Origin of the sequence: Acinetobacter sp. NRRL B-65365 (assembly GCF_001605865.1) — a bacterium.
In the GTDB taxonomy this organism is placed as follows: Bacteria; Pseudomonadota; Gammaproteobacteria; order Pseudomonadales; family Moraxellaceae; genus Acinetobacter; species Acinetobacter vivianii.
The window spans coordinates 42,982-55,688 of sequence record NZ_LRPD01000037.1; the positions used below are offsets into that span (position 1 = coordinate 42,982).

Below are 12,707 nucleotides of genomic sequence, written 5' to 3' on the forward strand. Positions count from 1 at the left end.
CATCGCCTCTTAATTTTGAACGGATTGCTGAAATAATTCTTTATAACGACGGCATTGTTCAGCAGTTAAGGCAAAAATACCAGAACCACCTCTCTGGAAAGTCAACCAATGGAAATCAACCGTGTTGAAGTTCTGACGCATTGCCCACTCAGAATTACCTACTTCAATCACGATTAGACCATCTTCAGTCAAATAATCAGCCGCTTGAGCTAACATTTTACGAACCAGATCCAGACCATCCTGACCCGCAGCCAAAGCGAGCTCAGGCTCATGCAAGAATTCTTCTGGTAAATCCGCCATATCTTCAGCATCCACATACGGCGGATTGCTCACGATCAGGTCATATTGATTCTCAGCAGGAATTTTTGAGAATAAATCAGATTCAAGTAAAGCCACCTGATATTGCTTGTCATGATGCTCGGTATTAATTGAAGCGACTTCTAATGCTTCTTTTGAGATATCTGTTGCATCCACTTCCGCATCTGGATAAGCATAAGCCAACGCAATTGCGATACAGCCTGAACCTGTACACATATCGAGAATGCGTTGCGGTGTTTTTGGATTATTATTTTCTGGTAAGTTGTTTAACGCTTCCAGCATACGACCATTCTCATCTAGGCAGTATGGTGCAAAACGCTGTTCAATCAACTCGGCAATGGGTGAACGAGGAATCAGTACACGCTCATCGACATAGAATGGTTTATTGAAGAAATAAGCCAAGTTCAATAAATACGAGGTTGGAATACGGTCATTGATACGACGTTCTAATAAACTTAAGAATTCCGCTTTTTCACTTGGCAGTAACTTCGCATCCAGAATCTCAGCGTCCGCTTTCCATTCAAGTGAAAGTGTTTGAAGTACCAATGCAGAGCTTTCTGCAAAATAATCTTGAGTCCCTTGACCTAAGTGTGCGTCATATTGACGAAGTGCGGTTACCCCAAAACGAACGAAATCTCGAATGGTTACTAAATTTTCAGCCGCTTCTTGTAAATGTTCAGGGCTGATTGTAGGTCGCTCCACTTAGGCGTCTCCAAAAGTGCTAATTGCAAAACGCTTTATTCTAACGGGATTAAGCAAGATTTAACAATAAAAAAACCGCCTCTCTACAAGAAGCGGTCTTTTAAAGCCTTAACTTGGGTAAAAAGCTTATAGTCCTAATTTTTCAGCGACATAGTCTGAGTCTTTATCACCACGACCCGAAAGGTTGACCACGATCTTGATGTTCTTATCCATTTTGGGTGCTTCACGTAACGCCCAAGCCACCGCATGTGAACTTTCCAACGCAGGTACAATGCCTTCCACACGTGAAAGGGTCATAAATGCATCTAAACATTCTTGATCGGTCGCCGTTTCATATTGCACACGTCCAAGTTCTTTCAGGAAACTATGTTGTGGCCCTACACCTGGATAATCCAGTCCTGATGCAATCGAATGCACAGGTAAGGGTTCGCCTTGCTCATCCTCTAGCACATAACAGGCCATGCCATGAATCTGTCCCGGTTTACCCAAGGTCAGCGTTGCAGAGTGCTTATCGGTATCCAAGCCATGACCTGCTGGCTCTACGCCCACCAGTTTGACATCAGTTTCATTTAAAAATGCGGTAAATGCACCAATCGCATTTGATCCACCACCGACGCAAGCAACCACATAATCAGGATTCTGACCAAAATGCTCATTAGATTGGGTTTTAATTTCCTTGCCAATAATTGACTGGAAATCACGTACCATTTTTGGAAATGGATGCGGCCCGACCACTGAACCAATTGCATAAATATAGTTTTTCGGATCTTTTAAATATTCTTCAAAGGCACTATCGACTGCATCTTTTAAGGTTGCTGTGCCTTGAGTCACCGAAACCAATTTTGCACCCAGAATTTTCATTTTAACGACATTGGGATGCTCTTTTTCGATATCCACTTGTCCCATATGAATTTCACACGGAATACCCACCAATGCACAAGCAGTTGCTAAAGCGACACCATGCTGTCCTGCACCAGTCTCAGCAATAACCTTTGTTTTACCCATGTATTTGGCAAGTAGCGCTTCGCCTAAGCAGTGATTGATCTTATGCGCACCGGTATGGTTCAGGTCTTCACGTTTTAAATAAATCTGCGCGCCACCCAGTTGCTCAGATAAACGCTTGGCATGAAATAATGGACTTGGACGACCCACATAATTTTTGAATAAATCGTTCAGCTCATCTTGAAACTCGGCGGTATGGCGAATCTCTTCATAAGCCGCATTAATCTCATCCATCGCCTCTTTTAAGTGAGGAGGAATGAACTGACCGCCAAAATTTCCAAAGAAACCTGCTTCATTGGGTAAAGCGACTCCATTGATTTGATGTTCCATCATTATTCCTGTTTTTATAAAGTTGTTGTCTTCATATAAATATTAACGCGATAAGTAGCGCGTCATGTCTTCGATACCTTTCAGCGTCATCGGAAACATATGATTTTCAAAAATGTCTTTAATCCAGTTAATGGTCTGGGTGTAATGCCAATAACCTTCCATTTCAGGATTCAGCCAAGCGGTTTTATCAAAATGCTGACGTAAACGTCTCAGCCACACTTCACCCGCCTCATCATTCATATACTCCACCGAACCACCGACTGACTTTAACTCATACGGTGCCATACTGGCATCACCCACCACGATGACGCGATAATCACGTCCATACGTATGGAACAGATCCCACGTATTCATACGGGTTGCGCTACGGCGATGGTTGTCTTTCCAGACATAATCATACAGGCAATTATGGAAATAGAAGTATTCGAGGGTTTTAAACTCTGATTTGGCCGCACTGAATAGCTTTTCGCATTCAGCAATATAGGCATCCATCGAACCGCCAACATCAAACAACATCAACACTTTAATGCGGTTACGACGCTCAGGTACCAGTTGTACATCCAGAATACCCTGTTTGGCTGTTTCACGGATGGTGCCATCGACATCCAGCTCTTCAGCAGCTCCTTGACGGGCAAACTTACGTAAACGGCGTAAAGCGATTTGCATTTGGCGGGTTCCCAGAACCTGATCATCATCCAGATTCTGATATTTACGCTGTTCCCATACTTTCACCGCAGAACGTTTACGCCCCGGGCCACCAATACGAACACCTTCAGGATGATCACCAAACGCGCCAAAAGGCGAAGTACCGCCTGTGCCAACCATACGATTGCCACCCTGATGTTTCTTATGCTGTTCACGTAAACGCTCTTCCAGCATTTTCATCAGTTCTTCGAGCGAACCTGCTTTTTGCAATTCCGCACGTTGTTCAGGCGTTAGATGCTTTTCCAACAGTTCAAGATCAAACCAGTCTTTGGGTAATTTGTGAACCTGTTTCAGCAACTCGTCTAAATCAAAGGTTTCAATGCCATCAAAATAATCTTTCATGGCACGATCGAACTTATCAAAGAAGCGTTCATCTTTGACCAAAACTGTTTTAGCCAATTGATAGAACTCTTCCTGATCTGCAAACACAAGACCTGAAGCTACTGCCTGATTAAGATCAATGAGCTCACGTGTTGTTACAGGTACGCCATATTTGCGTAAGGTGTAAAACAGTCGCACAAACATTGCTCAGTACTCTTAACGGCGTGACATAAAGGCTAAACGTTCAAGCAATTGCACATCTTGTTCATTTTTAATCAAGGCACCGTACAACGGTGGAATGGCTTTAGATTTATCGTGGTTACGCAATACATCTTCAGGCATATCATCTGCCATCAACAAGCTTAACCAGTCAATCAGTTCAGAAGTTGATGGTGGCTTCTTCAAATTCGGAATTTCACGTAATTTAAAGAACACCTGCAATGCTTCACTCACCAATGTATTGGAGATACTTGGAAAATGAACTGCGATGATATCGCGCATGGTCGCTTCATCAGGGAATTCGATATAGTGGAAGAAGCAACGGCGCAAGAAGGCGTCTGGTAATTCTTTCTCATTATTCGAGGTAATAATCACGATTGGGCGTTGTGTCGCAGTAATGGTCTCGCCTGTCTCATACACATAGAACGACATTTTATCGAGCTCATGTAACAAGTCATTTGGAAACTCAATGTCTGCTTTGTCAATTTCATCAATCAACAGGACACAACGCTCCTCACTGGTAAATGCTTCCCACAATTTACCGGGCTTAATATAGTTTTTAATGTCGTAGACACGATCATCACCTAACTGACTATCACGCAAACGCGAAACCGCATCATATTCATACAAACCTTGCTGGGCTTTGGTTGTCGATTTGATATGCCAGGTAATCAGCTTTAAACCCAGACTTGCAGCCACTTGTTCTGCAAGCAAGGTTTTACCTGTACCCGGCTCACCTTTGACCAGTAATGGTTTTTGTAGAGCACGTGCAGCTTTCACTGCAAGTTTTAAGCTATCGGTCGCGATATATTGATCTGTACCAGCGAAGTGTTGTGTATCAGCAGACATTTAAAAACCTTATTTTTCTATATTTAACTTAGTATCTAAACTGAACGTGCAGTTTTATTTGCAGTGTATTTTGACCAGCAGAAGCCAATCAGTAGCCCTGTACCAATGACAAATAAAATCAATGATAGATTTGACCAGATCAAGACATGTTCTTTAGTAAGCACACCAAAAAGCAAGCCAAAGATTGCAGGTGCAAGAGCTGAATTTGGACCTTCTGAAATGGTTGGCGTTGCAAGAACTGCAAAAGCCACGATCCACAGGATTCCACCAATTGGATTTGGCAGGCGTGACATCAAACGATACCAGCACCACAATGCAATTAGCGTCCCCGTAACATAAACAATGATCGCTACATTTTCTTCAGGAAACTGATCCAGTACCGAAAGAATGTTCGACCAAATTGCTGTTAAAGTTTCAAGCACCGCGTAAGCCCTCTGGTTCTACCGCATTTGGGTTGATCAACCCTTCTAACGGCATTTGAATGAAGAAGCCTTTGGTATTTAATGAGTCTATAACATGTAAAACGTTTGCACGTGCAAGTTTTCGCTCATTATGAAGTTCTAAATGCATCACAAACGTGGCTTTGCCAAACGCCTGTAAAACGCTTTCTGGAACACCTTCAAATGGGTTCTCTTGTTCCTTGTCATCAGGATAATTTGGACGAGCAATATACATATACATTTCATCTTTCTTGCTCGATCTATAAATATCGCAGTGCATGTTTACTCACATCTATTAACAATCAAAGACAGCATACATGAAAATAAAAATGGATACATTAAGGATTGTTAACGCCAGAGTCGTCTTTTCAATCCCTTGTACGCCAAGCAACTTCTAGTCATAAAATCAACGTGCCATAATTACAGCCTAAAGCTGATGTGAAATGTGATATGCAACAAAACAAATATGATGACCCGCACTTCTTTAACGAATATTCAAAAATGCCCCGCTCGCGCGATGGACTCAGTGCGGCTGGAGAATGGTCTGCATTTAAAGCTCACCTTCCAGAACTCAAGAATAAGAGAATTCTGGATTTAGGCTGTGGTTACGGCTGGCATTGTCAATACGCCTCGGAGCAAGGTGCATCCACAGTAGTCGGAATTGATCTCTCCGCCAAAATGCTAGAACAGGCGCAACGTTTATGTGCAGCAAAAAATATTCGCTATCAACAAAGTGCTATTGAAACATTTGATGCCGAAGCCGCTTCATTTGACCTGATCATCAGTTCACTGGCATTGCACTATATACAAGATCTTGATGCTGTATTTGAAAAAGCAGCACACTTACTGGCGCCACAAGGTGAGCTGTATTATTCCGTCGAGCATCCTGTATTTACTGCCCGTGCTCAACAAGACTGGATTTATAATCATGAAAAACAGCCCCTCTACTGGCCCGTTGACCATTATTTTGAAGAAGGTCAAAGAGAAACACAGTTTCTAGGTGCTCATGTGGTGAAATATCACCGTACCATTGAAACTCATGTCATGGCTTTACTCAAAGCAGGTTTCGAAATCACTGCCCTGATCGAACCATCACCAACCGCTAAAATGATTGAAAAGATGGGCTGGCAGGATGAACTAAGACGCCCCATGATGCTGATTATTAAAGCCAAAAAAAGAGCTAATCACTTAGCTCTTTCTTAAAATACTAACGGGCAATTTTCATTTGTGTTGCCAGATAATCAATATCTTCCCGCAGCAATGCAATCAATGGTTGAGTCAGCAGATCATAACGCCAGCCCATTAAATAATTCGGCAAGCTCTGCTCATCCAGATGGAAGACTACATGCTCATAGATGGCATTCATCCATTTCTTGCGCAGCAACACTTCTTTCGGAATTCCAGTCTGAAGCACTACATTAGCAATTAAAGCATCTATCTTCGGTGCAACTTCTTTTGAATTATTCTTGATTGGCCGTGCCATACGTAAAGGCCATTCATTTTCAGGCGGCAAAAATTTCAGCAAGTCCAGAATGGTTTTACCATGCTCACGAACTACATTCGGACGTATATCTTTAATCTTGGCAAGCTGGAACGTATTACGCGGATTTTTTTCGACCAGATCAATCATGGTGCCATTACGGAGAATAAAGCTACGCGGCTGATTCAATGCCTTGGTAATCTGTTCTCGCCAGATACTCAACTGCTGCAGTTGCATCAACTCACGGCGTGAATGACGGTAATTACCAATATCCGTATAGAGTTCTGCCAATGGTGTTTCCATTGCAATCTCTTTGGTGAGATTCTGACAATCTTCCAATACGTATTGATAAAGCCCCTTCACTTTCAGATCATTTTTCAATGTATCCGCCAGCTTGGTGAGATACAAAACATCATTTGCCGCATAACTCATTTGCTCTTGCGACAATGGTCTTGCCAACCAGTCAGAACGGGTCTGATCTTTTTCAATATCGATATTGAGACAGGTTTTTAATGCATTCTGATAACTGACTTGTAAGCCATGTCCAAGAAATGCCATGGCAATCTGGGTATCAAACACATTATTTAACGGTTTTTGATCTGCATAATGGTAGATCAGATCAATATCTTCACCGCAGGCATGAAAAATATTCTGTTGTGCCGCAAAAATCTTTGGCCAAAAACTTGTCAGATCCAAAGCAGCGCCGTCGAGTAACAGAATCTGGCCATTTAAATTGATTTGGCAAACACCAAGTTTAGGATATAAGGTATCGACCTTGATAAATTCGGTATCAAGTGCATAGACAGAACACTGTTCCATCTGGCTTAGGAGAACAGCTAAATCTTGTTGCTGCTGGATAAACTGAAACATGTGTGCTCAAGTAAAATAATATAGAACCATACGCAATAGAACTGTCTAAGATCAGCTATTGCTTAACTAAAAAACAAAATACAAAAAATAAATCTAATTGGTATTCCACATATAAAACATGAAATTACTCCTCTCTCCATTTCATCAAAAAACGAAAATCCTTTTCGCCAGCTCATAGTGCCACAAATCACCGCAAATAGATCTACGATAATGTTAGACAAAATGTAAAATTTAATTATTTGTTTAAATTAACAGCATGAATTTAAAATAAATATAAGAAAATGCCTAAGAAGGCTGTTATTTCATGCGCATACGGTTATGGACAGCCTGACTTAAAGTATGACTATCGACATATTCCAGCTCACCACCTTGTGGTACGCCTTGTGCAATTCGGGTCATATTAATCGGTAAATGTTTGGTCGCTTCGACTAGATAGTGTGCTGTAGCTTGCCCTTCTACCGTCGCATTCGTCGCCAGAATCACTTCCTGAATCTGTCCTTCGCTCAAACGCTGAATCAGGTAAGGAATCCCGATTTCCTCTGGGCCAATTCCATCTAAAGGTGACAAATGTCCACCCAAAACGTGATATTTACCACGGAAGCTGCCACTTTGCTCAATTGCCATAACATCTGCTGGTGATTCAACCACACATAACAATTGCTCATCCCGCTCTACAGAGGCACAAATATCACAGACATCATGTTCTGTTAAAGAGTGACAAATACGACATTCATGAATATGGCTGGATGCTTCATGTAAAGCATAAGATAGTGCAAAGGCACCTTCGCGATTTTTCATTAATAAATGTAATGCCATACGCTGTGCTGATTTTGGGCCAACACTCGGCAGAATACGTAATGCTTGAACCAGTTGTTCAAATCGTTCACTAAACACAAATTAACTCGATTATTTGTAGAAAAAAAGATTCCCCAAGCACCCAGATTGAGTGCTTAAGGAATACTCAATTAGAATAAGCCAGATAAACCTGGTGGTAAGCCCATACCTGAGTTTGCACCTTGAAGTTTTTCTTCTGAAATTGCTTCCGCCTGACGCGCAGCATCATTCATTGCCGCAGCAATCAAATCTTCAATCATGTCTGCTTCGTCTTGTAACAAGTCAGGGCTAATTTCGATACGCTTAACGACATTACGGCAAGTCATCGTTACTTTAACTAAACCACCGCCTGCTTCCGCATGAACTTCAGTATTTGCAAGCTCTTCTTTGGCTTTTTTAAGATTAGTTTCCATATCTTTTTGCATGCGCTGAGCTTGCTGCATGAGCATATTAATGTTCATAAGTTTCTCTCGTTAAATTAAATCTAAACCGCGTGATAAGTCGCGAATAATATCATCAATGTCTTCTAAACCAACAGACACACGAATTAAACCTTCTTCAATTCCTGCAGCTTGTTTAGCTTCTGCCGACATTCTACCATGTGAGGTGGTTGCTGGATGTGTAATTGTTGACTTAACGTCACCCAGATTACTGGTAATCGATAAGAAGCGCGTATTATCGATTACTGTCCATGCGCCTTCACGTTCGCCTTTGACCACAAAGGATACGACACCGCCAAAACCTTTTTGTTGTTTTTTCGCGAGTTCATGTCCAGGATGATCAGGTAAACCTGCGTAATATACTTTTTCCACTTTTTCGTGCTGATGTAACCATTCAGCAAGTTTCTGCGCACTCTCACAATGGGCTTTCATACGAATGCTAAGCGTTTCAAGGCCTTTCAAGAAAATCCATGCATTAAACGGACTCATTGAATTACCTAGGGTACGAATTACACCATTTACTTCTTCAAGCAAGTCATGCTTACCAACCACCGCACCACCAAGCGCACGGCCCTGACCATCGATATATTTGGTTGCAGAGTAAAGGACTAAATCAGCACCAAACTTGATTGGCTGCTGTAATACTGGCGTACAGAAACAGTTATCAACGGCAAATAAAGCCCCATTGGCATGTGCAATATCGGCAATCGCCTGCATATCACCGACTTGTGCCAATGGATTCGACGGCGTTTCAATGAATAAGATACGGGTATTTGGACGAATCGCCTGTTTCCAGCCCTCAAGATCACCAAGATCAACAAAGGTCACTTCAACTGCAAATTTCGCCACATATTTTTCAAATAAGGCAATGATTGAACCAAATACTGCGCGCGAACAAATGACATGATCGCCAGCTTTTAGATATGCCATACACATCGCATGTACCGCAGCCATACCTGAACTGGTCGCCACTGCTCGCTCTGCGCCATCCAAAACCGCTAAACGCTTTTCAAATGCCTGCACTGTTGGATTGGTATAACGTGAATAGGTATTACCTGCGATCTGCCCTGAAAATTTTGCAGCGGCATCCGCGGCACTTTCACATACAAATGATGAGGTTAAAAAGATCGGCTCACTATGTTCACCTTCCGAGGTACGATCATGCCCTGTGCGAATTGCCAGTGTTTCTAGTTGGTATTCTAAATCATCGCTTGGATTCATCGTTTTGTATGCCTTATGATCATAATGAGGAAATATGCCAATATTTTGAGCGCCTAAGGTATTTAAGGTCAAGGCGTAAGATGAAATTATCGCTTAGACTTCGTGCAATCTTGACTCATGATGAGACTTTCTAAGATGAAATCGCTTGTGGAACAGCAAAAAATAAATTTTAAACATCTGGCTATGCGTGTATTCGATGCAAACAAACTGGTTTTATCTCAATCAACGCCGTATCAAGTGATTGCGCAATTCCAACAAACCCGTGTCCGTTTCTATGCTTCAGAGAATAAGCGCTATAAAGAGCCTCTGGTTTTTGTTGCACCCCTAGCGATTAATATGGATATCTATGACCTCTATCCTTACCGTTCATTGGTCAAACATTTTCAGGAAAGCGGTTTTGATGTCTATCTGATTGACTGGGGCAAGCTTACTTATAAAAATTATCAGATTAACTTTCTATCTTTTATTGATAAGTTTATTCCAAAATGTATTGAAGCCATTCAACAACATGCACAATCTGAAAAAATTTCACTGCATGGCTGGAGTATGGCTGGCATTTTTGTCACGCTTTATACCGCACGCCATCAGCCAAGCGTTGTCAAAAACCTTGTGGTCTTAGGCAGTCCAATCGACAGTTACGCTTCGGGTTACATCGGCAAGCTTTATAAAACCTTGGCTTATCTCACCAACCGTAACCCAACCATTAAAGATTATATCTATAACCGTTTGCCCAAGTTAATGATCCATTCACCGGGCTTCCTCAATTCGTTGGGCTTTAAGCTGCTTGATCCTAAAGGCTGGATTGATGGCAATATTCAATTATTAAAAAATCTGGATAATTTGAAACTGGTACAAGAAGATGCCACCTTAAGCCACTTCTTAAATAATATGATTGATTACCCAGGCGGCGTAAACCAAGACATGTTATTTAACGTCTGGCTGCAAAATCCTTTAAAACACGGTGCAATTCGCCTCAAGAACAAAACCATTGAACTTAAAAATATTAATTGTTCACTTCTTGTCGGTGCAGGTAAAGGCGATCAACTGGTAACTTCCGAGTCTGCATTTCCGCTGACCCAGTTGACAAGCAGTCAGGATGTCACGTTTACTCTTATCCCTGGTGGGCACTTAGGTTTAATGTCCAGTCAAAACAGTTCAATTGAGTTCTGGCCAACTTTAACCACATGGTTAGCCGAACGATCGACGCAAATAAAAAGGTAAAGTATGACTCAATCTGTTGCATTCATCGGTTTAGGCGCTATGGGCTATCGCATGGCGGCGCATCTTCCTAAATATTTTGAGAAAGTTCTGGTCTGGAACCGAAATTTTAGCAAAGCAGAACAACATGCAGCAGAATATGGCACCACGGCGGTTGAACTTACTCAGGCAGTACAAGCCGATATTATTTTCTCATGTTTACCCACCAGCGATGATGTGGAAAAACTGATTGAAGGTGTTAAAATTAAGTCAGGTTCAATCTGGATTGACTGTACCAGTGGCGTACCAGATGCAGCCCGCCGTCTCGTCGAAAAGCTGAAAGTACAAAATGTCGATTTTCTGGACGCCCCTGTAAGTGGTCAAACTGTCGGTGCTAAAAATGCAACCTTGACCTTTATGGTTGGTGGTGATGTGGATGCATTTGAACGTGCTTATCCCGCTATGGCTGCATTAGGTAAATTGATTCAGTATGTAGGTGAACCCGGTGCCGGCTTTGCTGTAAAAGCCATTAACAATATGCTGCTTGCAGTAAACTTATGGTCAGTGACTGAGGGTTTCAGTACCTTAAAAGCGCATGGTGTGAACTTGGATGCGGCCCTGAACTGTGTAAATGCCTCTAGCGGCAAAAGCTTTGTTACGGAAAATATTTTCCCGCAACGTGTGCTGAGCCGTGAATTTCCAGTGACGTTTGGTCTGCCATTACTTGCAAAAGATACAGGTATTGCACTAGATCTCGTCAAGGATGCCAAATTACCAGCACCTCTACTCGCTCTAACACAGAGCCTGATTCAAACAGCAAATTTAACTGCGGAGCCAAATAGCGACTTCTCCGCAGCAGCAAAACTGTATGAATCATGGAGTAAAATTACGCTGAAATAAAATTCCAATTTAAAAACAATGAATTAGATTAATGCTAGATTTTTATGGCGTAAATATGGAGTAATTACCTTTTAAAAATCCAGACTGTTGAGCTATTACGATTGCATAGTTTAAGTGTATTAATAAATTTTATCAGGATGAGTTTAGTATGTGCGCAAACTACGAACCAATAGCTCGAAGTCGGACACAACTCCTTAATCTGCTCGAACCGACTTTCGATTACAAAGAGGATCTATATCCTGGGTATGATGGCCCTATCCTTATTTCAACAGAGCACGGTATTGAATGGAGATCTGCCCGCTTTGGTTTAGTACCTAACTGGGCTGACGACATCAAGAAAGTACGTAACACATATAACGCCAGATCTGAAACAGTGGCCAGTAAGCCCAGCTTTCGCCATGCATGGTCTAAAAATCAATTTTGCTTGATTCCTGTCGAAACCATTTTCGAGCCAAAATATATCCATGGTAAGTCACATTGGTACGGGATATATCGTCAGGATGACATGCCCTTCACTGTTGCGGGCATTTATGAATATGCAGTTATAAACGGCGAACCAGTGGTATCGATGAGCATGTTAACGATCAATGCAGATATGCATCCTTTCATGAAGCAATTCCATGCGCCTGACGATGAAAAACGGTCAATTGTGGTAATTCCAAAAGGTCGAAGAAAAGACTGGCTCACCTGCAATCATGATCAAGCGCGGGAATTTTTAGTTGATATGCCACCAGATGAGTACACAGCTGCACCTAAAAATAAAATGCATAAATTCCGACCAAATGCACAATTTTAAGCGACAAGTTATGACTTCCCTTTGTTTCACCTAGAAATTTAAAATTTGTTAACTTTATAGGCCATAGTCTATCATCTTGATTA

At 41.8% G+C, this 12,707-nt stretch carries 14 protein-coding genes; 4 read left to right on the top strand and 10 right to left on the bottom strand.

The genetic code is table 11. The features are described 5' to 3' along the window. Window positions 1-9 precede the first annotated feature (9 nt). From prmB to AWW72_RS13675, 6 genes are all read right to left on the bottom strand, one after another. Entirely contained in the window at window positions 10-1,020 is a 1,011-nt protein-coding gene (prmB, locus tag AWW72_RS13650; RefSeq protein WP_004772132.1) for a 50S ribosomal protein L3 N(5)-glutamine methyltransferase, read from the bottom strand. Window positions 1,021-1,146: 126 nt separating this feature from the next. After that, the gene (gene trpB, locus AWW72_RS13655) at window positions 1,147-2,352 is read right to left on the bottom strand and encodes a tryptophan synthase subunit beta (protein ID WP_062847691.1); all 1,206 of its coding nucleotides are present in this window, start codon (window positions 2,350-2,352) and stop codon (window positions 1,147-1,149) included. A gap of 42 nt (window positions 2,353-2,394) precedes the next feature. After that, entirely contained in the window at window positions 2,395-3,582 is a 1,188-nt protein-coding gene (locus AWW72_RS13660; protein ID WP_004772130.1) for a vWA domain-containing protein, read from the bottom strand. Window positions 3,583-3,594: 12 nt separating this feature from the next. Next, window positions 3,595-4,446 carry an AAA family ATPase gene (locus tag AWW72_RS13665; protein WP_004772128.1) on the bottom strand — a complete coding sequence of 284 codons (852 nt, stop codon included), beginning with the start codon at window positions 4,444-4,446 and terminating at the stop codon, window positions 3,595-3,597. 35 nt (window positions 4,447-4,481) lie between these two features. Then, on the bottom strand, window positions 4,482-4,868 hold the full coding sequence (locus tag AWW72_RS13670; RefSeq protein WP_004772126.1) for a hypothetical protein: 387 nt from the start codon (window positions 4,866-4,868) through the stop codon (window positions 4,482-4,484). Further along, window positions 4,861-5,166, bottom strand: a complete 306-nt coding sequence (locus AWW72_RS13675; protein WP_062847692.1) for a YcgL domain-containing protein — start codon at window positions 5,164-5,166, stop codon at window positions 4,861-4,863. Before AWW72_RS13675 ends, AWW72_RS13670 begins: the two co-directional genes overlap by 8 nt. A 170-nt stretch (window positions 5,167-5,336) precedes the next feature. Between AWW72_RS13675 and AWW72_RS13680 the strand changes: the two genes are divergently transcribed. Beyond that, window positions 5,337-6,089 (top strand): class I SAM-dependent methyltransferase, encoded by a 753-nt coding sequence (locus tag AWW72_RS13680; protein WP_062847693.1) that lies wholly within the window; start codon window positions 5,337-5,339, stop codon window positions 6,087-6,089. Window positions 6,090-6,093: 4 nt separating this feature from the next. Here the strand turns inward: AWW72_RS13680 and AWW72_RS13685 are convergent, their stop codons facing one another. The 4 genes from AWW72_RS13685 to AWW72_RS13700 form a co-directional block, all read right to left on the bottom strand. Beyond that, window positions 6,094-7,236 (bottom strand): ribonuclease D, encoded by a 1,143-nt coding sequence (locus tag AWW72_RS13685; protein ID WP_004772121.1) that lies wholly within the window; start codon window positions 7,234-7,236, stop codon window positions 6,094-6,096. A 297-nt stretch (window positions 7,237-7,533) separates the two neighbouring features. Next, a complete protein-coding gene (gene recR / locus AWW72_RS13690) occupies window positions 7,534-8,130 on the bottom strand; it encodes a recombination mediator RecR (RefSeq protein ID WP_004772120.1) in 597 nt (198 codons plus the stop codon). Window positions 8,131-8,201: 71 nt separating this feature from the next. Continuing rightward, window positions 8,202-8,531, bottom strand: coding sequence for a YbaB/EbfC family nucleoid-associated protein (locus AWW72_RS13695; protein ID WP_004772118.1), 330 nt, complete (start codon window positions 8,529-8,531; stop codon window positions 8,202-8,204). A 12-nt stretch (window positions 8,532-8,543) separates the two neighbouring features. Next, on the bottom strand, window positions 8,544-9,731 hold the full coding sequence (locus AWW72_RS13700) for an O-succinylhomoserine sulfhydrylase (RefSeq protein WP_004772116.1): 1,188 nt from the start codon (window positions 9,729-9,731) through the stop codon (window positions 8,544-8,546). Between the two features lie 135 nt (window positions 9,732-9,866). Between AWW72_RS13700 and AWW72_RS13705 the strand changes: the two genes are divergently transcribed. The 3 genes from AWW72_RS13705 to AWW72_RS13715 all read left to right on the top strand — a co-directional run bounded on the left by AWW72_RS13705 (window position 9,867) and on the right by AWW72_RS13715 (window position 12,624). After that, on the top strand, window positions 9,867-10,952 hold the full coding sequence (locus tag AWW72_RS13705; protein ID WP_062847694.1) for an alpha/beta fold hydrolase: 1,086 nt from the start codon (window positions 9,867-9,869) through the stop codon (window positions 10,950-10,952). Window positions 10,953-10,955: 3 nt separating this feature from the next. Continuing rightward, on the top strand, window positions 10,956-11,828 hold the full coding sequence (locus AWW72_RS13710) for an NAD(P)-dependent oxidoreductase (RefSeq protein WP_062847695.1): 873 nt from the start codon (window positions 10,956-10,958) through the stop codon (window positions 11,826-11,828). 148 nt (window positions 11,829-11,976) lie between these two features. Beyond that, window positions 11,977-12,624, top strand: a complete 648-nt coding sequence (locus AWW72_RS13715; RefSeq protein ID WP_062847696.1) for an SOS response-associated peptidase — start codon at window positions 11,977-11,979, stop codon at window positions 12,622-12,624. Window positions 12,625-12,707: the final 83 nt, after the last annotated feature.